Origin of the sequence: Chitinophaga sp., assembly GCF_039596155.1 — a bacterium.
Taxonomy (GTDB): Bacteria; Bacteroidota; Bacteroidia; order Chitinophagales; family Chitinophagaceae; genus Chitinophaga.
In genome coordinates this window covers 13,287-39,222 of the sequence record NZ_JBCNKF010000014.1, presented here as the reverse complement: position 1 = coordinate 39,222, position 25,936 = coordinate 13,287, and the positions used below count along the sequence as shown (strand labels likewise).

Annotated in this window: 21 protein-coding genes; 9 read left to right on the top strand and 12 right to left on the bottom strand. The window is 46.2% G+C overall.

Features of this window, described 5'->3' with window-relative positions:
• The 6 genes from ABDW33_RS14895 to ABDW33_RS14870 form a co-directional block, all read right to left on the bottom strand.
• Positions 1 to 1,098, bottom strand: a complete 1,098-nt coding sequence (locus tag ABDW33_RS14895) for a histidine kinase (RefSeq protein ID WP_343690864.1) — start codon at positions 1,096 to 1,098, stop codon at positions 1 to 3.
• A gap of 17 nt (positions 1,099 to 1,115) precedes the next feature.
• Entirely contained in the window at positions 1,116 to 2,513 is a 1,398-nt protein-coding gene (locus ABDW33_RS14890; protein ID WP_343690863.1) for an efflux transporter outer membrane subunit, read from the bottom strand.
• Positions 2,506 to 5,604: an efflux RND transporter permease subunit gene (locus ABDW33_RS14885; RefSeq protein WP_343690862.1), complete on the bottom strand. Its 3,099-nt coding sequence runs from the start codon at positions 5,602 to 5,604 to the stop codon at positions 2,506 to 2,508. The genes ABDW33_RS14890 and ABDW33_RS14885 overlap by 8 nt, the downstream gene beginning before the upstream one ends.
• Positions 5,605 to 5,607: 3 nt before the next feature.
• Entirely contained in the window at positions 5,608 to 6,717 is a 1,110-nt protein-coding gene (locus tag ABDW33_RS14880) for an efflux RND transporter periplasmic adaptor subunit (protein ID WP_343690861.1), read from the bottom strand.
• Positions 6,718 to 6,902: 185 nt separating this feature from the next.
• The gene (locus ABDW33_RS14875) at positions 6,903 to 7,541 is read right to left on the bottom strand and encodes a hypothetical protein (RefSeq protein ID WP_343690860.1); all 639 of its coding nucleotides are present in this window, start codon (positions 7,539 to 7,541) and stop codon (positions 6,903 to 6,905) included.
• Positions 7,542 to 7,762: 221 nt separating this feature from the next.
• Positions 7,763 to 8,236: a TlpA disulfide reductase family protein gene (locus ABDW33_RS14870; RefSeq protein WP_343690859.1), complete on the bottom strand. Its 474-nt coding sequence runs from the start codon at positions 8,234 to 8,236 to the stop codon at positions 7,763 to 7,765.
• Positions 8,237 to 8,390: 154 nt separating this feature from the next.
• Between ABDW33_RS14870 and dapF the strand changes: the two genes are divergently transcribed.
• From dapF to ABDW33_RS14845, 5 genes are all read left to right on the top strand, one after another.
• Positions 8,391 to 9,182 carry a diaminopimelate epimerase gene (gene dapF, locus ABDW33_RS14865; RefSeq protein WP_343690858.1) on the top strand — a complete coding sequence of 264 codons (792 nt, stop codon included), beginning with the start codon at positions 8,391 to 8,393 and terminating at the stop codon, positions 9,180 to 9,182.
• Positions 9,151 to 9,660, top strand: coding sequence for a hypothetical protein (locus tag ABDW33_RS14860; protein ID WP_343690857.1), 510 nt, complete (start codon positions 9,151 to 9,153; stop codon positions 9,658 to 9,660). Before dapF ends, ABDW33_RS14860 begins: the two co-directional genes overlap by 32 nt.
• Positions 9,661 to 9,708: 48 nt before the next feature.
• Complete coding sequence (locus ABDW33_RS14855) at positions 9,709 to 10,647, top strand: magnesium transporter CorA family protein (RefSeq protein ID WP_343690856.1); 939 nt, start codon at positions 9,709 to 9,711, stop codon at positions 10,645 to 10,647.
• Positions 10,648 to 10,772: 125 nt separating this feature from the next.
• Entirely contained in the window at positions 10,773 to 11,783 is a 1,011-nt protein-coding gene (locus ABDW33_RS14850; RefSeq protein WP_343690855.1) for an SDR family oxidoreductase, read from the top strand.
• A 138-nt stretch (positions 11,784 to 11,921) separates the two neighbouring features.
• Positions 11,922 to 12,380, top strand: a complete 459-nt coding sequence (locus ABDW33_RS14845) for an NUDIX domain-containing protein (protein WP_343690854.1) — start codon at positions 11,922 to 11,924, stop codon at positions 12,378 to 12,380.
• A 55-nt stretch (positions 12,381 to 12,435) separates the two neighbouring features.
• On the opposite strand, the gene ABDW33_RS14840 is transcribed toward ABDW33_RS14845, so the two are convergent.
• Positions 12,436 to 13,218 (bottom strand): queuosine precursor transporter, encoded by a 783-nt coding sequence (locus tag ABDW33_RS14840; protein WP_343690853.1) that lies wholly within the window; start codon positions 13,216 to 13,218, stop codon positions 12,436 to 12,438.
• Complete coding sequence (locus tag ABDW33_RS14835; RefSeq protein ID WP_343690852.1) at positions 13,218 to 13,499, bottom strand: hypothetical protein; 282 nt, start codon at positions 13,497 to 13,499, stop codon at positions 13,218 to 13,220. Before ABDW33_RS14835 ends, ABDW33_RS14840 begins: the two co-directional genes overlap by 1 nt.
• A gap of 106 nt (positions 13,500 to 13,605) precedes the next feature.
• Here ABDW33_RS14835 and ABDW33_RS14830 point away from each other — a divergent pair, with 106 nt between their 5' ends.
• Both ABDW33_RS14830 and ABDW33_RS14825 read left to right on the top strand, forming a co-directional pair.
• Positions 13,606 to 14,538 carry a glycosyltransferase family 2 protein gene (locus tag ABDW33_RS14830; RefSeq protein ID WP_343690851.1) on the top strand — a complete coding sequence of 311 codons (933 nt, stop codon included), beginning with the start codon at positions 13,606 to 13,608 and terminating at the stop codon, positions 14,536 to 14,538.
• Positions 14,539 to 14,610: 72 nt separating this feature from the next.
• Positions 14,611 to 17,085 carry a YfhO family protein gene (locus ABDW33_RS14825; protein ID WP_343690850.1) on the top strand — a complete coding sequence of 825 codons (2,475 nt, stop codon included), beginning with the start codon at positions 14,611 to 14,613 and terminating at the stop codon, positions 17,083 to 17,085.
• Positions 17,086 to 17,175: 90 nt separating this feature from the next.
• Here the strand turns inward: ABDW33_RS14825 and ABDW33_RS14820 are convergent, their stop codons facing one another.
• The 3 genes from ABDW33_RS14820 to ABDW33_RS14810 are packed head-to-tail and all read right to left on the bottom strand — an operon-like array spanning position 17,176 to position 19,589.
• Complete coding sequence (locus ABDW33_RS14820; protein WP_343690849.1) at positions 17,176 to 17,616, bottom strand: hypothetical protein; 441 nt, start codon at positions 17,614 to 17,616, stop codon at positions 17,176 to 17,178.
• Positions 17,613 to 18,617, bottom strand: coding sequence for a glycosyltransferase family 2 protein (locus ABDW33_RS14815; RefSeq protein ID WP_343690848.1), 1,005 nt, complete (start codon positions 18,615 to 18,617; stop codon positions 17,613 to 17,615). Before ABDW33_RS14815 ends, ABDW33_RS14820 begins: the two co-directional genes overlap by 4 nt.
• 3 nt (positions 18,618 to 18,620) lie before the next feature.
• The gene (locus ABDW33_RS14810) at positions 18,621 to 19,589 is read right to left on the bottom strand and encodes a glycosyltransferase family 2 protein (protein WP_343690847.1); all 969 of its coding nucleotides are present in this window, start codon (positions 19,587 to 19,589) and stop codon (positions 18,621 to 18,623) included.
• Positions 19,590 to 19,735: 146 nt separating this feature from the next.
• Between ABDW33_RS14810 and ABDW33_RS14805 the strand changes: the two genes are divergently transcribed.
• Together ABDW33_RS14805 and ABDW33_RS14800 are read left to right on the top strand one after the other, a co-directional pair.
• Positions 19,736 to 21,235, top strand: coding sequence for a polysaccharide biosynthesis C-terminal domain-containing protein (locus tag ABDW33_RS14805; RefSeq protein WP_343690846.1), 1,500 nt, complete (start codon positions 19,736 to 19,738; stop codon positions 21,233 to 21,235).
• 176 nt (positions 21,236 to 21,411) lie between these two features.
• Positions 21,412 to 24,960 carry a gliding motility-associated C-terminal domain-containing protein gene (locus ABDW33_RS14800; protein WP_343690845.1) on the top strand — a complete coding sequence of 1,183 codons (3,549 nt, stop codon included), beginning with the start codon at positions 21,412 to 21,414 and terminating at the stop codon, positions 24,958 to 24,960.
• 63 nt (positions 24,961 to 25,023) lie between these two features.
• Here the strand turns inward: ABDW33_RS14800 and ABDW33_RS14795 are convergent, their stop codons facing one another.
• Entirely contained in the window at positions 25,024 to 25,914 is an 891-nt protein-coding gene (locus ABDW33_RS14795) for a glycosyltransferase (protein WP_343690844.1), read from the bottom strand.
• Between the last annotated feature and the right edge of the window lie 22 nt (positions 25,915 to 25,936).

Genomic DNA, 25,936 nt, shown 5'->3' with positions numbered 1-25,936 from the left:
TTATATACTTTTTAGATCTACCAATGGCAATCTTACTTCAAACTGACCTCCTGTAGCGTTCACCGTAACAGATTGCCCGTAGAGTAGTTCATATCTCTTTTTAATATTCTCCAATCCCATTTTGGTAGAAGGTAATTCATTCGCAATAAGTTGAAGATTATTTCTCACTACCAGCTCATTTCCTTCATCGTGGATCAGAATATTCAAAGGCCGGGCAGGAGAGGCAATATTGTGCTTGATCGCATTCTCAATCAGCAATTGCAATGTGATGGGTGGTATTTCTTTACTTTTATTCGCAGCAGCGATGTCTATATGTATGTTCACGTTTTCACCATGCCGGATTTTAATCAGGAAACTATAGGCATCTATAAATTTCAATTCTTCCGACAAACTAATCACATCGCTATCAAGGTGTGTAATCATATACCTGTACACCTTCGACAACTTCTCCAGGAAAGACGCGGCCAGCTTCGGATCATCTTCGATCAGGGCCGACAGCGTACTGAAATTGTTAAACAGGAAATGAGGGTCCAGCTGTAACTTCAGTGACTGCAATTGCGCCTGCATAGCAATCTCATTGAGCCTGGCAGCTTTGAGTTGTAGCTCGGAGGCCTCCAGCATAGAGGACTTCCAGAGTTTCAGAAAATAGTTCCCGGTATGTACTGCGCTGATCAGGAAGGCCATGATCAGGCAGATCAAGGGGAATTGCCATTCATCCAGTTTGTCACCGGTGACACTTCCATCCGGACAAGGCAGAAATGTTGAATAAACTAAGTCTTCTGCTTTCAGAATGATGAATACGCCAATAATGAGAAAGACAGTTTGCAGAAAGAACCGGTACAGCGGACGCTTTTCCCACGGCATCCATTTATCGAGCCAGCGGGCACTGGCCAGGCTGACCTCTGTAATCAGGAAACAGGTGATCAGTCCAAAACCTGCCTCTTCCAGGTGAATCTGGATCGGGCTTCGGTCCAGGTACTCCCAGTACTTCCCAAAGGGGTTCATGAGGTAAGAGAGCAATAAGAACAGGAGGTATACCAGTGGTATGACGATAAACCTGTAATATTTATAGAATAATTTATCCCTTTCCATTTCCATAAAACGAAATTAGCTATTTATTTCCAGCCACCTCCCAATGCCCGATACAAGGCAATCACCGCGTTTAGCTGATCTCTTTTTATAGTGGCCAGTTCCAATTCACTCTGCAAGGCATTGCTCTGCGCAGTGATTACTTCCAGGTAGTTTGCCATCCCGTTTTGAAATAACAGGTTCGCATTGTTGGTTGCGCGCTGTAAATGTGCAACACGTTGGTTGACGAATGCATATTGTGCTTTCAGCTTTTCGATCGTGGCCAGCGCATTGCTCACTTCCTGAACAGCTGTTACCACTGAGCGCTGAAACCCGATGGTACTGGTTTCGACCGCTATCCTGGCTATTTCCAGGTCTGCTTTTAGTTTGCCACGCTGAAAGACAGGTTGTGTAATACCTGCACCGAGTGTTTTATATAAACTTCCAGGGAGATTAAACCACTTATCCGGGGTAAATGAATTGGCCCCCAGTGAAGCTGTGATGGTTAACGCCGGATAGAGCGCGGCTGCTGCCACCCCCGCTCTTGCATTGGCTGCCTGTACGGCCAGTTCTGCCGCGTGCACATCTGGGCGGTATTGTAATAACTGAACCGGAACGCCGGCTGCTGGAATAGTATCAGCCTGTAAAGCGCGCAGGTTTCCCCTGGATATATTCCCCGGCATTTCACCTGTCAGCAGTTTCAACGCATTCTCCTGTATCCGGATCTGCTGCTCAATCTGCGGTACCAGGGCCTGTGCTGTACGCAATTGTGCAGCCGTTTGTTCCAGCGCAAGGTTGGTAACGAGCCCGGAATTGTACTGTAACTGCATCATCGTTAATGTGCTGTCTGCAAGCTGGATATTCTTCAGTGCCACTTCCTTCTGGGTATCCAGCATCAGCAGGTTATAATAACCCTGCGCCACTTCACTGATCACACTTGTCTGCACGGCTCTTGACGCTTCGGCAGTCTGCAGGTAATCCGCCAAAGCAGCTTCCTTCAGGCGACTAATCTTACCCCAGCTGATCACTTCCCAGTTAAGAGATAAACCAGCATTATAATCGTCTATATAGCTATTACTTGCAAACTGGTTGGCCAGCGATCCATTCAGACTGTTTTTGGAATACCAGGTTCGGTTAGCAGTGACCGGCAGGTTAACATCCGGCAGGTTCCCCTGGCGGGCTGTTTTCAAAGACGCTGCAGCCGTCGCAATATGCTGCACAGCTACCCGGAGGTCGAAGTTCCGGTGCAGGGCACTGTCTACCAGCTGCTGTAACGCATCGTCTTTAATAAAAGCAGCTAGCGGTACCGCTGCAATGTTATTGGTATCGGTGGTGGCCCCGTTGTAAGCAGATGGCAAATTTACAGCAGGCCTGGAATAGTCTTTCCCAACCCTGCAGGCCATTACCATCATGGCAAAGCCTGTCACATATAAATACTTATTCATTGGCTGAAACTTTCTCCTGCAAAAATTGGAATATGATGAATAACACGGGTATGATAAAGATCCCCAGCATGACGCCGGTCAACATCCCGCCTGCTGTACTGATGCTGATGGAATGGTTACCTTCAGCAGACGGTCCCTGTACAGTCATCAGCGGTAAGAGGCCAACTACGAATGCCAGCGACGTCATGATAATGGGCCGTAACCGCAGCCGCGCTGCTTCCATCGCTGCTGCTGCCAGTGACTTACCCGCCTTTCTGCGTTGCACAGCGAATTCTACGATCAGGATCGCATTCTTTGACAGCAAACCAATCAACATCACCAGGCCTACCTGTACATAGATATTATTATCGATGCCCGCTATACCAACGGCCAGGAAAACACCTAGTAGCCCTGTTGGGATAGACAACAGTACTGCCAGTGGAAGAATATAACTTTCGTATTGGGCTGCCAGCAGGAAATACACGAACAACAGCGCCAGCGCAAAAATCAGGACCATCTGGCTGCCGGCATTTTTCTCCTCCTTACTCAGACCTGTCCATTCATAGCTGTATCCTGCAGGAAGTTTTGCAGCTGCCAGCTTTTCGATGGCGGCAATGGCGTCCCCCGTGCTGTATCCCGCAGCTGCTGTTGCATTTACAGAGATCGCATTATAAAGGTTATATCTTTTCAGCACCTCCGGGCCATACACACGTTTCAATTTGATAATGCTGTTCACCGGGACCATCGCGCCCTGGTCATTCTTTACAAACATCGTTTCCAATGTCTGCGGATTAGTTCTGCTTTCAGGTTGTGCCTGTACCATGACCCGGTAATATTTACCAAACAGGTTGAAATCAGATGCCTGGTTACTACCATAATTCGTCTGGATATTGCTCATCAGGTTACTGATGCTCACACCCAGCTGCTTTGCTTTTACGGCGTCAACTGTTATCATATATTGCGGGAAGTCAGCACGGAACATAGTGAATGACTGTTCAATTTCCGGCAGCTCCATCATTTGCTCAACAAACCTGTTTGCAGTAGCGCTGAATTTATCTACCGGTCCTCCGGTACGATCCTGTAACATCAGCTCCAGGCCATTGAAGTTACCGAAGCCGGGAACTGTAGGCATGGTAAACACATTGAAAGTTCCCTGTTTGATCACTGACAACTGTTTATTGATCACGTTGATGATAGTATCCCTGTTTTTGATCTTTCCGCGCGCTGCCGCAGGCTTTAGTTGTATAAAACCTAAAGCATATGCCGGGCTCGCACTGTTACTCAACAGGTCGAAGCCAGATACGGTTGTCGCCGATGCAATAGCTTCATGCTGTTTAAATAAACTATCAGCCATCCTCAGTACTTCTGTTGTGCGATCCAAACCGGCGCCTGCAGGCAGACTTAGAGAAAAAGTGATAAGGCCATCATCTTCATTCGGAATAAATCCTCTGGAGGTAGTATTCATGAGCCATACGCTTGCTGCGGTCACGATAGCCAGCAGGCCCAATCCCACCCATTTATACCGGATCAGGAACTTTATACCACCTGTATATTTATCGGTCAGTGCATTAAATCCTGTGTTAAATGCCTGATAAAATCGGTTCTTTGCGGTACCATGATTATTTTTCAGGAACAGTGCACATAAGGCAGGGCTCAAGGTCAATGCATTGAATGCAGAGATCAGGATGGCGATTGCCAGGGTGAATGCAAATTGCCTGTAAAATACGCCTGTTGGTCCTTCCATGAATCCAACCGGTAAGAACACGGCTGCCATTACAAGCGTAATTGAAACGATCGCTCCTGAAATCTCGCTCAATGCAGCTACTGTGGCGGCTCGTGCAGTCATATGAAACCGCTCCATTTTTCCGTGCACCGCCTCTACCACCACGATCGCATCATCTACTACAATTCCTATTGCCAGTACCAGTGCGAACAGTGTCAGCATGTTGATAGAAAAACCCAGCATCTTCAGGAAGAAGAATGTACCTATTAATGATACCGGTACTGCAATAGCGGGAATCAGCGTAGAACGGAAGTCCTGCAGGAACAGCAATACGATGACGAATACCAGCACAAAAGCTTCTATCAGCGTATGCTTTACCTGGTCTATGGACAGATCCAGCTGCTGCTTGGTACTGTAAATAACCGCATATTTTACGCCCTGGGGAAAACCAGCAGCGGCCTTATTCATCAAGGCCTGTGCAGCCACCTGGATGTCACTGGCATTAGACCCGGCATTCTGGGTAATAGCTACAGTCACCGCATCTTTACCATCTGCTTTCGTATCTGTATTGTAAGAGGTGGCTCCCAGTTCTACGCGGGCCACATCTTTCAGGTACAATACAGAACCATCTGCAGCAGCCTTTATGACCATGTTCTGGAATTGCTCCGGCTGATTGAATTTTCCTCCGTAGTTGATGACGTATGATAAAGGCTCATGACTACCTTCACCAAACTTACCGGGTGCAGCTTCCAGGTTCTGGTCCTGTATGGCGCTGATCACTTCCGCAGCCGTGATATTGAGTGCAGCAAGTTTTTCAGGATCCAGCCATACACGCATGGAATAGTCCTTGGCACCAAAGATCTGTACCTGTCCTACACCGGGAATACGTTTCAGTTCGGGGACAACATTGATCTTAGCATAGTTTTGAAGGAACTTCTCATCATATTGCCCGGCATCTTCACTGTATATATTGAAGATCATGATGAGACCCTGTTGTTGTTTGACCGTCGATATGCCGGCCTGTACGACTTCTGCAGGCAGGTAACTGGTCACCTGTGCTACGCGGTTCTGTACGTTCACAGCTGCCTGGTCCGGGTCAGTGCCAAGTTTGAAATAAACGGAAATCGTGGCACTGCCATCATTACTGGCGTTCGATTCAATGTAGGTCATATTCTCCACCCCATTCACGGCTTCTTCGATAGGTGTGACCACGGCACGCATAACGGTAGCGGCATTACCACCCGGGAAGGATGCAGACACCACTACGCTGGGTGGGGCAATATCAGGGAACTGTGTAACAGGTAATTGACTCAGGCCCACCACACCAAGTATGACGAGTATCACGGACAGTACTGTTGCCAGCACCGGCCGTTGAATGATTTTATTCATAAATTATTTCTTTGAAGTGGGTTTGATGGCAGTGCCTTCGGTGATCGTTTCAGTACCGGCTATGAGGATCTGATCACCGGGTTGTAAACCCGCTGTTACAATAAAGTCGGTGCCAGTACTGCCGGCTATAATCACGGCCTGGCGTTTTGCGAGATTACCTGTATCCAGTTTATATACAAAACGTTTGTCTTGTTGTTCCACCGTAGCAGCCTGAGGAACGAGTATGACGTGCGGTATGAATTGTTTCACGCTCACCTTGCCGGTATTCCCGGATCTGAGCAGTCTCTCCGGATTGGGAAAGGTAGCCCGGATGCTGATAGCAGCAGTGGTTTTATTAAACTGTCCGTCGATCATTTCAATCTTTCCTTCGTGGGCATACACCTCTCCGTTAGAAAGAATGAGCGATACGGCAGGTAAAGTTTTAATCTGTTTGCTGAATGCGATAAAATCGTTCTCACTCATTGAGAAATAAGCGTAGATCTTACTGATATCGGAGAGTGTGGTGAGGGCATTTGCATCGGCACTGCTAATGAGGTTACCGGTTCTTTTAGGAATACGACCAATATAGCCGCTCACGGGTGCTTTGATGAGGGTAAATCCAACATTTACCCGGCTGGCTGCCACGGCAGCCTTTGCCTCTTCCACGTTGGCGCGGGCTGTTTGTAAATTAGTAAGCGCTGTTTTGAGTTGGATATCAGATACCACCTTATTATCAGAGAGCGGTCTGATCTTGTCTACTTCCAATGCCGCATTCGCTTCGGCGGATTGTGCGGCACGCAGGGAAGCGAGATCTTTCTCCAACTGTGCCTGGTAAGTGCGGTCATTGATTTTGAAGAGGGGCTGGCCAGCGGTAACATAGCTTCCTTCTTCCACGAATACCTTGTCGAGATAACCATTTACCTGTGACCGGACTTCTACGTTCTCCCGGCCTTCCAGCTGTGCGGCATATTCTTTTGTTGTTGATGCAGTAGTGGTATCTACGCGCATTACAGGAAGTTCAGGGGCTGCTGCGGGCTCATATTTTTCTCCATTTGCCTTGCCGGGTTGACACCCGCCCGCCACCTGCCATACAAGCAATGCCGCCAATAATACCTGCATTTTACTGTTAGTCATAATAATTATCCCGGGCAGTTTTTTACATTGCCCGGGACAAATATCAGTAGCTAAAAGTGGGATATCTTTGCAACCTGCATGAACCGGAAAAAATCGCTCATGAATCGGAGAAACAGTTTTCTGAAACTAACCTGTTGTTTTTATGATTGCAGACGTGCGCTCATTCAACCATTTTCCGGCATCACCTAAAGTGCCTTCACTTCTTCCTTTACAACCTCTTCTTCATTCAGTGCATCGTTGAATTTCTTTACCGCTTTCTTATCTTCTTCAATAGCAGCAGCGAGATTTTTGCCATGGCACTGGCTATAGGGTTTCATGCTGCCGCAATAACACTTTGCACCGATCTTCTTACCCTCTGACAGGAAAAGGAGCAGGTTATTGAACAGGGCATCATAATGGTTGTATACATTACCGGTATAGGTATTAAAGTTCACTTTTCCATCTTCCAGTACGGTACCATAAGGAACGAGAAAATCTTTCAGATCTGCCAGTGCGATAAGGTGGTCTACCAGCGGGTTGTTACTAACACTGACACGTATGTGCTTTCCTTCGGGTGTGATGTTATCATCGGGAATAAACAGCAGTCGATCTACGGGTACATGTGGGGTGGTCACAGCAATCAGTTCCCCCTGCTCATTTTCCCATACCTCAGTTGGCTCAGCTTCGCAGATGAATTCACTTAACCATACGGCCCAGCCTGTGATCATGCGACCGCCTTTTATAGTAGTGCCGGGTAATACCGGTATAATTTCGTATTCATATTCTGACCCTACGCGATCGATCAGATTTTGCACAGCTGCCGTTATCTCAATTGGACTTGTCATACTAGTTAGTTAAAAAGTCCTGCAAGTTAAGTTAAACAATATCATTTTGCACAAATGATTCCATCCCCTGCTAATGACTGAAAAAAAGTGATATACAAGGGGATAAAGCCAATATCCAGAATTTCCACAGAATTCAGCAATACCTTTGCGCCTCGTATAAATAACAATAAACAATTAGGGAAAACAGCCTGTCTTCTGACAGGCTGGATTATACTTCCTTCTCATAGCTGCTCTGTAAGATCCTTCAGTCCTTTGATGACATCCTTCGTATAATAATCCATGCCACCTTCAATATGACCAACCATCCTGCCCTTTTTATCAATGATTACAGTAGTTGGAATTGCTTTCCCTAATAAGTTAGAAGGAATCGGGCTTTTAGGTACATACACCGGTAAATCATACTGATGCTTTTTCATAAAAGCCTTTGATTTATTCAAATTTCCGTCAATGTCTACCAAGAGAAAAACAATCTTATTATTATCCCTGAATGCCTGTTTCAGTTTATGAATAGAAGGCAATTCTTCTCTGCAGGGCGGGCACCAGGTAGCCCAGAAGTTAATGAACACCACTTTGCCTTTGAGGGCATTCAGGGATACTTCCTTATTGTTTTCATCGAGAAAAACAACATCAGGCGTCACGGGTTTAACGGCAGTGACAGCAAAAGTCAGGTACATTAAAACAGGTAAGATGGACATAATGGGAAGTTACAGAAATATCTTCCAACAAAAAATGGAATGAATTAATAAACGGCCTTTCCTGTAGGCCTGACGGCCCTACCTATCCATATGATCATACTCCCGCACAGCGCAATTTGCAACCTATCCTAAAGTATATTAAATTTGTCCCATTATGTCAGCAATTCATTTTTACAAATACCAGGGGACCGGCAATGACTTCGTCATTATGGACAATCGCGACGGCCAATATAATTTTCTCACTGAAGAGCAGGTGCACTTCCTATGCGACCGCCGCTTCGGCATCGGTGCTGATGGCTTAATGTTGCTCAACCATTACGAAGGCTACGACTTTGGTATGAAATATTATAATGCTGATGGCAAGGAAAGCAGCATGTGTGGCAATGGTGGCCGTTGTCTCGTAGCTTTTGCCCGCAAAATGGGCCTGAGCGGCGAGGTACTGCGTTTCATGGCGATAGATGGTCCACACGAAGCCACCATGAAAGGTACTGACTGGGTAAACCTGAAAATGCAGGACGTGAAAGGAGTAGAAGTAGGCAATCTCTACTTTTACCTGAATACCGGTTCTCCTCACTTTGTAAAGTTTGTAGACGATGTAAAAGCCCTCGACGTATTCGAAGAAGGCCGACAAATCCGCTACAATGATCGTTTCAAAGCCGTGGGTACCAACGTGAACTTTGTTCAGCCTACCGACAATGGCATCTTTGTACGCACTTACGAAAGAGGCGTGGAAGATGAAACCTATTCCTGCGGTACCGGCGTTACCGCCGCTGCACTCATGACTTCCGGCACAGAAGAGAAAACTTATACCGTACCCGTACAGACCCTCGGAGGTGGACTGGAAGTACGCTTTACCAAAACCGGCGAACGCGAATATGAAGACATCTGGCTGTGTGGTCCTGCTACCCTCGTTTTTGAAGGAGACATCCAGGCACCGGCTCAATAAGGTAGCCGGTTGTAGTGTCCTTTTACCGGCCTCTCTGAGAGAGGCCTCTTTCATCCGGCTGAGTAAAATGGCCGGATGCACAGTCCTGTTACCGTCATCAGTAAAGAACACTACCCTGCAAAAGGTGGATGGTGTAGCTGGATGTACTGTGCTGCTACCAGCTTGTATGAAAAGAGAAAAGACGGGCTGCGTTGCTTATGTAAAAGAGCGGTTGCTGTACCGGGTGAAAAGGTTCGTAGGCTGTACCGTGCTGGTTCCTTCGCTTTTGAACGAGGAGGTGCTGCAGGTGGCTGTCAGAGACATAGTAATTAATCATACCAGGATGGCACCTGTCACGAAGGAAGCCGCCATTATCCCTATTGACAAATTATCTCTCCGCCAGGCAACCACCACACACGAAACCGGCCGTACGGTCCGCTATCCCCGCTTTCTCAGCCGCCACAGATCCTCCCGGCTGGTAGCACACGCTATTAATTAATAATTAAGCAATATGCTTTCCTATTAATTATTCTACCTTTGCGGCCGAATGATCCAATACTTCAAAAATATAGACGCACGGACAGTTGAGGTAAAAACCCCTGAAAATGGTGTCTGGGTGAACATTACCCCGCCCCTCAAACAGGCCGAGTTCGAACAGCTCTCTGAAGAGCTGGACATTCCGCTCGACTTCCTCACCGACTCCCTCGATATTGACGAAAGATCCCGCTATGAGCTGGAGGATAACGTAAAACTCATCGTTATCAAAACACCTACGGAAAACAATTCGATCAACGAAAGTGATGCGTATTATATCACAATCCCCATTGTGATCATTCTGACGCATAACCAGATCCTTACCGTCAATTCATTCGATAACGCCGCCATCAATAAATTCCTCAATACCTTTCATAACCGCCATCCTGAAAAGCGGAATATGATGGTGCTGAAGGTCTTTGAGAAAGTAGTCATGAACTTCCTCGACTACCTCAAAGAGATCAATCAGCGCAGGAACATATTGGAGCAGAAACTTTATGACAGCAACCGAAACGAGGAACTGCTGTACATCATGCGGATCCAGAAAAGCCTGGTCTATTTTGTAACCGCCCTGCGCAGCAACGAACTCCTGCTCATGAAAATGGAGCGGACCAACTTCCTGGGACTCAACGAGGATGAGAAGGAATTTCTGCAGGACCTGATCGTAGATACCTCACAGGCACTTGAAATGGCCAATGTGTATACGAACATCATGAGCAGTTCTATGGATGCTTTTGCAAGTATCATCTCCAATAACCTGAACCTGGTCATGAAGCGGCTGACTTCGATCACGATCGTACTCACGTTTCCTATGCTGGTGGCAAGTATCTATGGCATGAACGTAGACATCCCCTTCCAGCGAAATGCCCATGCCTTTTATATTCCGGTCATGCTCTCTATTATCATCTCTGTGATTATAAGCTGGTATTTTATGAAGAAGAAATGGTTCTAATCACCCTATAATGTGTATATAAGGCCGCAGGGGTAACCCTTGCGGCCTTTTTTATATTACTCTATAAATCAATTGTTTATCCTGTTTGGCACTGGGGTTGTTCTCGCATTATAAATTTTAGCCGTATGGATCAGAACAATCACCTCACGCGCCGGCAGGTCGTAACCGGACTGGGCGCCAGTATTGCAGCAATGGCCATCAGCCCCGTTGTCTCCAGGTCGGGACCAATGCCCCATGTGGCTAATAATCACGCTGCAGCCCTGGAAAACCCATTGAATAAATATCCTAAACCGCCCTTCCAGGCCCAGTCTCAACCATGGCCAGCCCTGGCTTCGAAAATGGTTCCCAAACCAGATCATGGTGAGACCTCCTACAAAGGAAGTGGACGGCTCAGTGGGCGTAAAGCGCTGATCACCGGCGGTGACTCTGGCATGGGACGCGCCGCCGCCATTGCATATGCCCGCGAAGGCGCAGATGTCGTGATCAATTATCTGCCCGATGAACAGCCGGATGCTGACGAAGTACTGGCACTGATTAAAAAAGAAGGTAGAAAAGGGGTAGGCATCCCGGGGGATCTACGGGATGAGACATTTTGTAAGAAACTCGTTGAAGATGCCGTGAAGGCATTGGGCGGCCTGGATATCCTGGTCAGCAACGCTGCCAGGCAACAATCCCATGAATCTATCCTGGATATCTCTTCTGAACAATTTGACTGGACGATCAAGACGAATATTTACGCGCCTTTCTGGATCATCAAAGCAGCCTTGCCGCACTTACAACCCGGATCTGTGATCATTGGTACCACCTCTGTGCAGGCATATGACCCTTCGCCCAATTTGTATGATTATGCACAGACAAAAGCGGCGACCATGAACTTTGTGAAGTCACTGGCAAAACAACTGGCTCCAAAGGGCATCCGCGTAAATGGCGTAGCTCCTGGTCCGGTATGGACACCCTTGCAGGTCTGTGGTGGGCAGACTATGGAGAAGCTGCAAAAGTTTGGAGAAGAATCCCCCATGGGACGACCCGGACAACCAGCAGAACTCGGGTCTATTTATGTGCAGCTGGCTGCCAGTGATGCTAGCTTTAGTACAGGACAGATTTACGGCGCAACAGGAGGCGGTGGACAGCCCTGACAAAGTGATGCATGGTGTAAAAATGACAGAACAGCGAAACCAGGTACTGCATGTCTTAACACTTCCGGACCGCTGGTACCGTAATACCTGCCGCATTTGTTTTTCACCTACATTTGCCCTACACAACATACCTTCTATATGGCAGCTTTGTTCAACGTACGGGTTTATGGCATCATGATAAACGACAAAAAACAGGTACTGGTCACTGATGAATACATCAAAGGCAATTATTTCACAAAATTTCCCGGTGGTGGGTTAGAATTCGGAGAAGGTACACTGGAATGCATTGTCCGCGAATGGAAAGAAGAACTAAGTCAGGAAGTGGCGGTGGTAGAACACCTGTATACGACTGATTTTTTCCAGATCTCTGCGTTTGACAATGAAACACAGATCATTTCAATCTATTACCTCGTTACACCGCTGTCTCCTTTTGTAGCGCCCCTGTTAGAGAAACCATTTGACTTTGTCATACCTGAAGGCGTAACAGACGTAGAAGCCGCCAGGTGGATCGATTGGGATGATTTTTCTGCGGCATCTGTACACCTGCCGATTGATAAAGTAGTAGCGACTTTAATAAAATCGAAATTTGCGAATTAACTTATAAAAAAAGGGGCTTTTGTTATTGAATACAAAAGCCCCTTTTTAAATATCCTTACGCGACGTCCTTCCCCATAGCTGCCGCCTTCATTCGCTCCGTCGTCTCCTTACCCAGGTACTTCGCGACTCTGCTCTCCAGGAAATAGATCAATGGTGTCAATGCGATCGCCATAATAAACTTGTACGTATAGTTGACCACACATATCGCCAGCACCTGCTGCCAGCTCCACCCCTTCCCAATCTTGAAGGCAATAAATAGCACAATGAAGCTATCTACCAACTGACTAATAATAGTAGATCCCGTAGCCCGCAGCCATACATGCTTCTCCCCTGTCGCTCTCTTGATCCGGTGAAACACGGTCACATCCACGATCTGGCTCACCAAAAATGCCATGATACTCGCAAAAATGATCCACATGCCCTGTCCGAAGATACTGCCAAATGCATCCTGCATGTTAGGTACACCATCCTGCGTACTGGAGCCCAGCCACCAGTCAGCCGCCGGCACCTTGATCGCAATATAGAACATGAGGAAAGCATAAGAAATCAATCCAACCGCGATATAAGAGATCCTCCTTACAGCCTTCGGCCCAAAGTACTCATTTACCACATCCGTCAGCACAAACTCCAACGGCCATAGCAAAACCCCACACGTCAGGTTGAATGACAGCCCCGGGTAACCAAAAATTGTAAAGGTATGTACCGGTAGTCCCAGTAACCTTTCCAGTGAGAAGATCTTCCCACCTATGCACTCGGCAATCAATGCATTCGCCACGAAAAAACTACAGAAGATCACAAATAGCTTCGTCGGCTTATCATTCAGTAAATTGTTTACCATCAGAAAAGAAAGTAGAATTGAAAGAGTAAGATAAGAAGATTTACTATAAATACGTAAGGCGGCAAGTCTGCCAGCCTCAGTTTATGCCTTACCAGCAGGATGATGGCAATAATCAGCGTAATCAGGTTAAGTGGGAATGCCACGATCAGGCCCATAGGCAGGATGAATTTCAATAATTCACTGAATTGTCCTTTAAAATCAATGTATTGTGCCACCTCAGCCAATGCGAAACACAGGTTGCAGATAAAAGCCAGTTTTAAAAAGAATCGTAACCTGTCCATATTGAAATTTCGGATAAATTACAGTTATTTTGCTTTCTTCAAAAAAAATTTAAGACTGGCATGGTTTATTCTGTGCAGGTCTGAATTAGAAAAAACACAACTGCCCATGCAAATTGCGATTTCAATAGTCATCTGCTCTTATAACAGGGAAGCCTATATCATACAGGCCATTGATAGTCTGTACCAACAGGACCTTGATAAAAAATTGTATGAGGTGATTGTGGTCGATAATAACAGCCAGGATAATACCGCTGAGAAAGTAAAGGCATACATCGCTACCCACCCGGACATGCAGGTATCCTACCACCTCGAAAAGAGGCAGGGTGCATCCTACGCACGCAACACCGGCGCGGAATTGTCTAAAGGACAATTGATCTGCTGTATGGATGACGATGCCGTAGCTATGCCAGGGTATTTGCAAAATATCATTCGCTTCTTTGAAACCCACCCGGATGCAACCGGTCTCGGCGGCCGTATCATTCCAAGATATATCCCTGCCGAACCTAAATGGATGTCACATTATGTATCCTCTCTCGTCGGGAATTTCGACTATAGCCCGGTACTGAAGCCGTTTGACAATGGCCGGTATCCGCTGGAATCCAATATGATTGTGAGAAGAGACGACTTTTTTGCGGTGAAGGGGTTCAATACCAGTTTGCCGGGGGTAAAAGGCACCCTGAGGATCGGAGGCGAAGGCAAGGAATTCTTTTACAAGCTCATTGAAAGAGGGGGCGTTATCTGGTACGATCCGACGGTGGTCGTGCACCACGTAGTAGAGGTAAAGAAACTGACTTCCGAGTATATGTACAGGGTAGCCTCCGGAATTGGTCGCGGAGAAAAGGTGAGGATGAAGGAAAAAGGAGGCGGCGCCACATTTAAGAAAGGGATAGAGTACTTATTTAAGCTAGGTGCCAGTGTAGTGATTGGCGGGTATTACTTGCTGCAGGGTAAACCGGCAAAATCATGGCCGGTGATCCAGTTCAGGATAGATGTGCTGAAAGGGTTCTGGGAACCCGTGCATCTGCCGGAGCATGAATAGCGCATTTACCCGACTTATTATATATTCCATAATATATTACCTTTACGCACTCATAAACAAGTACATAACTATATGAAACCTGATTGGTTCAAGAAATTCCTGCCACATATCATCGCAATTGGTGTACTCCTGTTGCTGGCAATCATCTATTGTAAACCAGTGCTGGACGGTCAGGTCCTGGCACAGGGCGATAATATTCAATGGCAGGCAATGGCCAAGCAATCGCTTGATTACAAGGCTGCTCATGGCGAAGCCCCTCTCTGGAACAACAGTATGTTCGGCGGTATGCCTTCCTACCAGATTGTGCTGGAAAGCCGTCAGCCTTTCAATATTACCGATCTTGGCAAGGTATTTACGCTCTGGATGCCCAAGCCGATCAACTTCTTCTTCCTGGCAGCCATCTCCTTTTACTTTCTGAGCGTAGTATTGGGTGCACGTTCCTGGATAGGGGTACTGGGTGCTGTGGCTTATGCCTATTCCAGCTATGATCCGATTATTGTCGGCGCTGGCCACGATACAAAAATGATGGCAATCGCCTATATTCCTGCGGTGCTCGCCGGTATTATACTACTTACTCAAAAGAAATATACCATAGGCGTGGCTGTCACAGCTGTTTTCATGTCTCTTCTCATTGCTTCTAACCACATGCAGGTCACTTATTACTTCCTGCTGTTACTCGGAGTACTGGGAATTGTATTTGCGGTATATACTATCAGGGCAAAAGATTTTAAACACCTGGTTATCACAGGCGTATTGGTTATTGCAGCGATTGGTTTAAGTGCTGCAGTCAATACCATGTCTATGTGGACCACCTACGAATACTCCAAAGAGACTATTCGCGGCGGTAAATCAGAACTGACACCTGATACCGGTGAGAATAATAACAAAGGCGGTGGTCTGACGAAGGACTATGCGTTCCGCTGGAGCTATGGTATCTTCGAAACATTCACTTTCGTAGTACCTAACCTGTATGGTGGTAGTTCACAAGGTCCTTTATCTGAAAGTTCTGATACCTACAAGACATTAAAGAGCCTGGGTGTTCCCGACCAACAGGCGTCCCAGATGATTAAGGCCTGGCCGCTATACTGGGGTGAACAACCGGGCACTTCCGGTCCGGTTTATCTCGGCATCGTGGTGGTATTCCTGGCCATCTTCAGCTTCCGCCTCATCAGGTCATGGCACAAGTGGTGGATACTCGCCATCACAGTGCTGGCAATACTTATGTCCTACGGTAGCAACCTCGCGTTCTTCAACTACGCGCTGTTCGATTACCTGCCGTTCTATAACAAGTTCAGGGCACCAAGCATGGTGTTGATCATACCCCAACTTACACTGGTTATCCTTGCAGTAATGGGCTTACAGGCCTTACTGAACCCGGAACTGAAGAAAGCTGACCTGGTAACAAACCTGAAAAAGTCCGGTATCATCATGGGTGTTATACTGGGCATATTGCTGGTATTGTCTGTTACCCTCAGCTGGTCTAACAACTCAGATCAGATGATGGCACAACAATTCAAGCAGATGGCAGGAGGTAGCGATGACATCGCCAACCAGCTGATGCGTGCCTTGCATGCAGACAGAGCTGCTATCTACAGAAGTGATGTATTCAGGGCTATCATCCTGTTCATACTGGCGTTTGGCCTGATCTGGTATTATCTGAAAGATAAGATCAAAATGCAGTGGCTGGCTGCAGGCCTGATTGCACTGGTGTCATTTGATTTATTACAGGTAGATACCCGTTACCTGAACTCAGATAATTACGAAGAAGAATCCAAATATAAAGGCAACTTCAGTGCAACGCCGGCTGATCAGCAGATCTCCCAGGATAAAGACCCTTATTACAGGGTGTTTAACGTAACGAAAGGGGATCCGTTCAGCGATGCGATGACTTCCTATTTCCACAATTCTGTAGGTGGTTACCATGCCGCCAAACTGACCCTGTACCAGGACCTGATCGAACATCAGATCAGCAAGAATAATATCAACGTGCTGAATATGCTGAATGCGAAGTATATTATCGCACCAGGTCAGGGCGGGCAGCAGGTAGTACAACGCAATCCACAGGCGCTGGGCAATGCCTGGTTCGTAAAGGATATTGTATGGGTACCCAATGCAGATGCAGAAATGAAAGCATTGGATAACCTGAATACAAAAGACTCTGTAGTGATCGATCAGCGTTATAAACCTGCTGTAAAGGACCAACCCGTGTACGATTCTACCGCTACTATTTCACTCGTGAAGAATGATGTGGATCAGATCAGCTATACATCGAATGCTGCTACTCCACAATTCGCCGTGTTCAGTGAAGTGTATTATAAAGAAGGCTGGAAAGCATATGTTGATGGTGTAGAAGCTCCATACGTGCGCGTAGATTATGCACTGAGAGGGATGAGTGTACCGGCTGGCAAACACGAGATCGTATTTAAGTTCCATCCCCAGAGCTTCTACCTGGGCGATAAGATTGGTTTCTATAGCTCACTGCTGGTCATGTTGCTGTTGATCGGTGCGGTGGTAATGGAATTCAAAAAGAAGGAAGAAATAGTGTAATCGAGGCTTTGCGAATAACGATAAGAGCCTGTATCGAACGATACAGGCTCTTATTATTTAAACATCTCTCTATCAAATTTCTACTGTAGACTAATAAATGATTGCCTGCACAATGATCTTCCCTTCTTTTGTCTCATTATCAGCTAAAATCCTTACCCATTCATCATTCTTTATTACATATCCCTTCAGTGGCCGCTTCTTCTTAAAATTCCTGTTATAAAGCGCCCTGTATAATTTCACCACATCCTGCACCTGCCCTGTGATGGTAACTGATATAATCCTCGAATCGTCATAGAGCTGGTAGGCGGCTACAAGCTTTCGCCCATCAGCTGTCTTTCTAAAAGAAAAATACTTATGATTGAGCGCAGACTCACTCACGGAATCTTTTACAAGATGCAGTATACGGACCACATCTCCATTGTACTTTTCATAAACATCGTTATAATAAGCATGCACCACCTTCACAGCTGTCTGCGCAGATGCACAGGAAACAGCCCCCATCAACGCCAGTATAAAAATGACTGTTCTCATAATACTTTATAAAAATGCGGTTTATTCCGGATAATGATCGGACTATACTTCCACAATGCACATACATTCTTCGTCAATCCCCATACCTGCGGCATATATCTAAAAGGGTAACGACCTTTCAATAAATTCTCTATGATGCTGCCAAAAAAGAAGACAGGCACTGCAAAAGTGTAATTCAACAATAAAAACAAAAACCATAATACACCAAATTGCTTCCGCACCCGCACGTGATTGGACAACATTACCTGCAGCGCTTTCCTGTCAAACAACCCCTGGTATCCCTTCTCCTCCGAATCAAATGCCTCGCCCGTGGTTTCGCCCTGTAAATGAACGATATTGATATCGCCAAAGATAGCGAGCTTACCAATACGCTTTATACGACTGCACCATTCCACTTCTTCTGCATACAGGAAGAAATCCTCATCCATATAGCCCGCCTTTTCCAGCGTACTCCTCCTGATCATCAGGAAAGCCCCGCTGATCCAATCTACTTCATGCACACTACTCGCCTGCTGTACATTCGGTACCTTCGTCTTCATTTTGAAAGCCACCCATCTCAATACCTTTCCCCAATAAGGTAAAGGCAACAAATGATTCAACCCTCCTTTCATGAAATAGTTCCCCGAAATCTGGGTGGTATGATCTGCATTTAACTGCTGTACCCCACAAGCTGCGAATTCACTGGTACTAAAGCGAGATACGCATTTATCCAACGCACCATGCAGGATCAGCGTATCAGGATTCAGCAACAGCAGGTAGTCCCCTTTTGCTGCGCGCAACCCTGCATTATTCGCACGGGAAAATCCTCCGTTATATCCCATTTCTATAGGTATAACAAACGGATGCCGGGCCACGATCTGCGCCAGACTTCCGGCAGCTGACTGATTGTCTACCACGATCACTTCGTAACTGGTTGCTTTCGTCTCACGCACGATCGTATCTATACAATCATTGATCAGCCCATGGCTATTATAATTGACAATAATGACAGACAACAGCATGAACTACGCTTTAGGTTTAGGGGCAAAGAAAAATGAAATCGCCATTGTGAGTTTTGATAACGGCCCGAACTTCAACCATCCATTCGGAAATCTACGCTGCCAATCCAATACGTAATTTGTTACCAAAGGTAACGGTCCATCATAGCCCGCACTACGGATATCCGCGATACCCTTAATTTTCATATTACGCAGCAGGCGCCAGAAAAAGTCATACACCAGGATACTGCTGAAAGGCCCATCTCCCATTTTCTGCAATACATAAAAATATTCAGGGATGTACACTTCCCGCACTCCATGCACTTCTTCCGTGATCTGCTCCTTCCCCATTCCAACGTAACACAGCGGTTCGGGAATATATGTAAAACCCGGATGCGCGTTCAGCAAGCGAATGTAAAAGTCCACATCCACTGTCCAGCGTACCTTTTCATCATAACGATAAGCCGGTTTATTACGATGGATCACCACACTGGGTGGACCCACAAGATTATCGAACAACACATTCACAGGTGCTTTAGCAAAAGCTTTTCTAAACCATCCCGGAGATGTCATTTCCTTTTTTTCACCCGTAAAAAGGTAATAGTTGTAAAAGGCGGAATAAGCAAAGTCGTGCGCAGGATTGTCATCCAGCGCCTTGCAGAGCGTAGCCAGTGAGTGAGGGTGCATAAACCAGTCATCATCGTGCATGATCTTGATATATTCTCCCTTTGCCAGATCCAGGCAGGTATTCCAGTTGCCCGGCATCCCCCTGGCAGGTATATTTCTATAATAGCGGATCGGCAATTCCTGCTTAAACTCGTTCACCAGCTGCTCCACAGCATTATCCGGACTATCATCCGTGATCACCACCTCCAGTTCTTTCATGGTCTGTATAACCAGTGAGTCTAACAGGCGACGCAGGTAATCCACCTGTTTATAGGCAGGAATGCATACCGACACTTTAATCTTTTCCGGGTTCTTCATGTTCAATTTCATCTTATGACTGAATAGCCTTTACAGTTAAGGCATTATATTTGAAGACAGACCGCAAGATATAATAATCCGAAATTATGAATACCTTTAATTTTAGTTGGTAAGGATTTTGGATCACATTTAAAAAACACAGCTAGCTTTTAATATATATGAGTACCATCAGGAAAAAAGGTATCATCACGACAATTTTCATTTATGCCGGATTCTTATTAGGAGCGCTGAATACTTACCTTTACGCTAAATATTTCCAACCAGATCAAACAGGATTAACCCGCGTACTGCTTGATATTACATTGCTTTTCAGCAGTTTTGCCTTACTGGGTACCAATACGATCGTCGTAAAATTTTTCCCGTATTACAAGAACTATCATAAAGAAAATAAAAGCGAGCTGGTGACCCTCTCCTTTATCTTTTCTACTATTGGCTTCCTGATTATTTTGCTGAGTTTCTCTACGTTTATGAAACCGCTTATTATCAAGAAGTTCGTTGCAAAATCCCCGCTACTGGTTGAATATTTTTACCTGGTATTTCCACTCACATTATTCCTTACACTATTTCAGGTGCTGGAAGCACAGACCTGGACCATCCAAAAAGGACATGTGGCTAACTTTCTGAAAGAACTGCTTTTCAGGGGCATCAATACCATCCTGAACCTGTTATTCATATGGGGCCTGATCTCATTTCCTTTTTACGCCGATCTCTTCAGCCTTCAGTACTGCGTAATCTTTGTAGCACTGGTTATTTACCTGCTGTATGCCGGGCAATTAAAACTGTCGTTTAAGATCAGCAAACTTACCAGGCGCCTCTGGAAGAAGATGGTACCCTATAGCCTGTTTATATTGGGAAGTAACGTGATTACATTACTCAGTACCACCATGGATGGTATAATCATTTCCAGTTTCATGGGCCTGGCATATACTTCGGTATTTATTAATACCCAATACATGTCCAATTTTATCATTGTGCCTTACAGGGCGGCGCTGAGTATGGCCGCAGGCCCTATTTCGCAGGCCTGGAAAGATAAAGATATCCTGAAACTGGACCGGATCTATAAGAAGACATCCCTGAATCTGCTCATTGCATCCAGTTTTATCTTCGCCATGATCATGCTGAACTGGGATGACCTGCTGGCCTGGGTAAAACCGGACCCTATCTACCACCTCGGTAAACCGGTCATGTTCTTCCTTGGATTATACCAGGTAATAGAATTGGGAACAGGAATGAACAGTGCCATTATAATTACTTCAAGAAGATGGAAGTTTGAATTGTATTCAAACATTATTTTGCTGACGTTAACCCTGCCGCTCACCTATGTACTTATCAAAAGCCACGGTATGGTAGGCGCCGCACTGGCAATGTTGATCTCCAGAACAATCTTTAATATAATACGGTATATCTTCCTCTACAGGGTGTATAATTTACAACCGTTTACAAAGAAAACAATTGTGGCCCTGGTGCTGCCGGTGGCTGTGTACCCGCTGGTGGCATATACTATACACTTCAACAATCCGTTCTGGGGGCTCGTAGCCCGGTCGGCGGCATTTACGGCAGTATATGCAGTGTTGTTGCTACAGTTGAAGGTTTCTGAGGATGTAACGCAGGTATGGGGAACCATCAGGAAACGCGCATTTCAGCTAATAGGTAGATAGGATTACTTATAATTTTTTAGTTATTGTCTTGTAAAAGCAATCACCTGACTGGACAATTTAACCCATACAATCTGAAAAATATTCTACCTTTATAGTCGGAGTTAACTCTGTTCGAGACCAAAATATGGGACAATTGAGTACCTGAGAGGTACTAAGTACGCAATCTATACCTATTTATGAAGCAATTATTTTTATTCAGCTTTTGTTTGTTAATATGGCTGAATGTTAAGGGACAAGCAAGTTTTACTGTACCAGATACTGTATGTATTAATGACCCGGTCAATATCACTAACACATCTGTAGGTGCCAGTACCTATTACTGGAACTTTTGCGGATACGACCTGTATGGTACCCCTACCCTGACAGATCTCGGTAACCCCGGCAATTTATTGTATGTCCCTACATTCATTACCATTCAGCAGGACAATGGCATCTGGTACGGCTTTGTCTCCAATTTCGGATATAACAGCATTGTCCGGCTTACCTATGGTAGCAGCCTGTTAAACACCCCTACTGCCGAAAACCTCGGCACCTTCGGAGGCGATGTTCCTGAATATACAGAAGGACTCCAGGTGGTAAAAGACGTAAATGGCTGGCACCTGATCGTGGTGGGCGGTTATACTCCCGCCAAGGCACGTATTATGAAAATTGACTTCGGTGCCAGTCTGGGTACACCGAGAGCAAGTCTGACTTCTACCAACTGGGGGAATATTAACAATACCCTGGATTACCCCACTGAACTCTCCATTATTCAGGAGGGTAATGATTATTGGGGGCTGACTGTAAATGCCAACGGCAATACCGTTACCCGCTTCTACTTTGGGAGCAACTTCACCAACCCGCCTACTGCACAGAACTTAGGCAACGTAACCGGTACGCTCAACTGGCCTACTGGTATCTATGCTGCAAAATATAATAACCAGAACTACATCTTCGTCACCAATACCTATGCAGGCACACTGGTACGCATGGATTTCGGTTCCTCTATTGGCAATACGCCGGTAAGCACGGACCTGGGTAACGCTGGTGGTGTACTAACACAACCAAGAGATATTGCCATTATCAATGATTGCGGTAACTTCTATGGCCTTGTTGTGAACAATGTCTCCCACGATGTAGTAAGGGTCGATTTTCCAAGCGGTGTGAACGGTGCCATCACCGGCTCTAAGCTTAACATCACCGGGCTCACCTTTCCCCACTCTATCTCTACCATGTTCAGAGATGGCGACAACTTATATTCCATGATCGCGGATGCAGATGCGCATAAGATTTTCCGTTTGCAGTTTAACAGCTGTACGAATTCCAGTACGCCCTCTTCAACGTCTGCCACACCGCCGTCTCCTATCAAATACGATTCTGCCGGGATATATAACATCCACCTGCTTACCAACGAAAGCCTGTCCACACAATCTTCTTTTTGTAAAGAAGTGGTTGTACTGGCACCGCCCAAACCTAACTTAGGCAAGGATACCGCCACCTGTGGGGCTGCTACCATTACACTCGACGCAGGTGCAGGCCGGACCTATCTCTGGAATACAGGCGCCAAAACACGTACCATCGCTGTCTCCACTACCGGTGATTATAGTGTAACTGTCAGCAATGGTTACTGCGAAGGCAAGGATACCATACATGTCGCCATCAACCAGCCACTGGACCTCTCAAATACTGTAGTGACCAATATTGACTGTGCAGGTACACTGGGACAGCTTGATGTAAGGCCCACAGGTGGTATGTATCCGTTTACCTATTACTTAAATGGCACCAACCAGGGTAAAGATTCGTTGTATACGAACCTGAGTAAAGGAACTTATACTGTTCGGGTAGTAGATGCAATAGGATGTGAGATATCCCGTACATTTACAGTTGATCTGCTTACAACCCTGAAACCCAACCTGGGTAAGGATACTGCGACATGTGGTGCCGGTACTGTAACCCTCGATGCAGGTAACGGCATTACCTATCTGTGGAACACCGGAGCAACCACCCGCACTATCGTAGCATCAGGTACCGGCGACTATATCGTGACCGTCAACAACGGTTTCTGTGAAGGGAAAGATACTATACATGTCACGATCAACCAACCACTGAACCTTTCTAATACAGTGGTGACTGATGTTGACTGTGCAGGCACCCCGGGCAGGATAGACGTAAGACCAACAGGAGGTACATATCCATATACTTATTACCTGAATGGTATCAGCCACGGAAGAGATTCATTATATACCAGCATGGATTCAGGCACCTATGCCATCCGGATAGTAGATGCAATAGGATGTACGCTTACCCAGTCATTTACCGTAGGGCAACTTTTACCGCAGCCAAAACCCAACCTCGGTAAGGATACGGGAAGTTGTGGTACAGCAGCGGTGACACTGGATGCCGGTGCAGGCAGTACTTATATCTGGAATACCGGCGAAACAACCCGAACAATTGTAGCTACTACTTCGGGCGATTATAGCGTAACTGTCAGCAATGGCGTTTGTGAAGCCAGCGATACCATCCATGTTACGATCACCAAACCACTGACCCTGTCAAATACAGTGGTCACCAATATTGACTGTGGCGTGGAAATGGGACAAATAGAAGTAATGCCTACAGGAGGTAAATATCCTTACACCTATTACTTCAATGGGGTCAATCATGGAACGGATTCCCTGTATCCTAAACTGGATCCGGGAACTTATACGATAAAGGTGGTAGATGCATTGGGCTGTGAGCTGGCACAGGCATTCACAGTGGTAGAATATACCGCTAATATAATCCGTGCTACAGCCAGTGGTACCAAACCGACCTGTTACGATGCGACCGACGGTTCTATCACTATCCAGGTCAACAAAGGTGTACCACCGTTTGAATACACCATCGATACTTTCAAAACTTTCCAGACCAGGCCTGTAATCACCGGCCTGCAACAGGGGAACTATCATATCTATATTCGCAATGCTGTATGTATCGATAGCGTAAGCATCGAACTACCGGCACCAGCTCCCCTGAAAACCGGCGTGGCCCTTACCAATGAACTCTGCGAAAGAGGTAACGGTACACTGGAAGTTCATCCTTCCGGCGGTACTTCCCCTTATAAATTCTACTGGGGTAGTGACCTGATGACTCAAACCAGTCTCTCGAACCTCAGCTCAGGTACCTATTCCATTATGATCAGGGATGCACATAATTGCAGACTGGATACCGCGGTGACCATTGAGAATAACAATATAGATGCCGTTCATATCTGGAACAGGGACACCACCATCAATATCGGGCAATCCGTGACACTGAAAGCCACCAATAGCGTGGATTATACCTGGACACCAGATGAAAGCCTGAGCTGTACAGACTGTGCTTCACCAGTAGCCACGCCTGACTCTACTACCACTTATATAGTAAGTACGGTAACAGGACTGAACTGTATTCCGACAGATACGGTAACAGTGACGGTAACGCATTATAAACGGTTATTCATTCCAACAGCATTTACACCAAACGGAGATGGGCAGAATGATGTATTTAGAGTGAAGGGATTAGGGATTGCTTATTTCAACATGCGGATATACAACAGAGTGGGTAATCTTATTTATCAGACAAAAGACTATGCTGGCGGATGGGATGGAAAAGTACAAGATGCATTAGCACCGGTCGGAACGTACGTATATGTGATCGAGTATGCGTTCTTCGACGACGTAGTGCATCCGAAGCTGGAAAAAGGGACCGTGACGCTGATCAGATAAAAATAAAATGAGATCGCTTAATTGAATAAAAAAGGTGTGGTTATTAAAACCACACCTTTTTATTTACGAGATCATTGCTTTCAATTTCATCCTGGCCTTCTCTACATAAGGGAAATAAAACCCTGCCACCGCCGGCCACAACCCCGGGTAATCCATCGCCTTCGCGGCTTTCACCCACCACTTCCTATTCTCCCAGGTAATATTTTCAATCTGTAACCGCTGTAACCAGGACCTGCAGACATGCGCCTCTGCATCGGGAGCCGGTGTATCCAGGCTTGCAGGCAATGGCACCTTATTCACCCGCTCATGAAAGTCAATCGCTCCCTTCACCCACTCATCTCCAAAATTTCCATTGGAGAAATGTAACAGGTCTACATCATATACGACTGCCACTGTATATTTCTCAGAGATCCGCAGACTGATATCCAGGTCATAAAAATGAAAACCCTTCAGTTCTGCTGTATTAAAAGGGAGCTCTTCCCAGATCTTTTTGCGCGTACATAACCAAACCCCATCCAGCACCTTCACCGGTACACTCACATCATTCCTGCCCGCGGGACGTAACAGGAATTTCCTGTTCTTACCGGTAGGCAGTCGTTGGTAAATGTTGCAGCAATCTGCTTTCGGCTGATTCGTCCACCAGCCGGAAACCGTTTTACTTTTATAACGACTCCCCGCAATGCCGATCAGGCCAAGCCTGGCGTCAGCCTTGAAATGCGTGAGCACACACTGCCCCCAACCCTGGGTGAGGAACTCTACATCATCATGCATAAAACAGATGATATCATATTTTGCACGGGATGCCCCGGTATTATAACCAGCCCCCATCCCTCCCAACTCTTTGGCGTTGTCGATGATAATAACTTCATGTTCAACCCCGATAGTCGCCTGGATATTCGCCGTAACCGTACGCATACGCTGAGGATCGATGGAACAGATAACAATTGATACCATGAAGCAGTAAAGAATTTAAGTT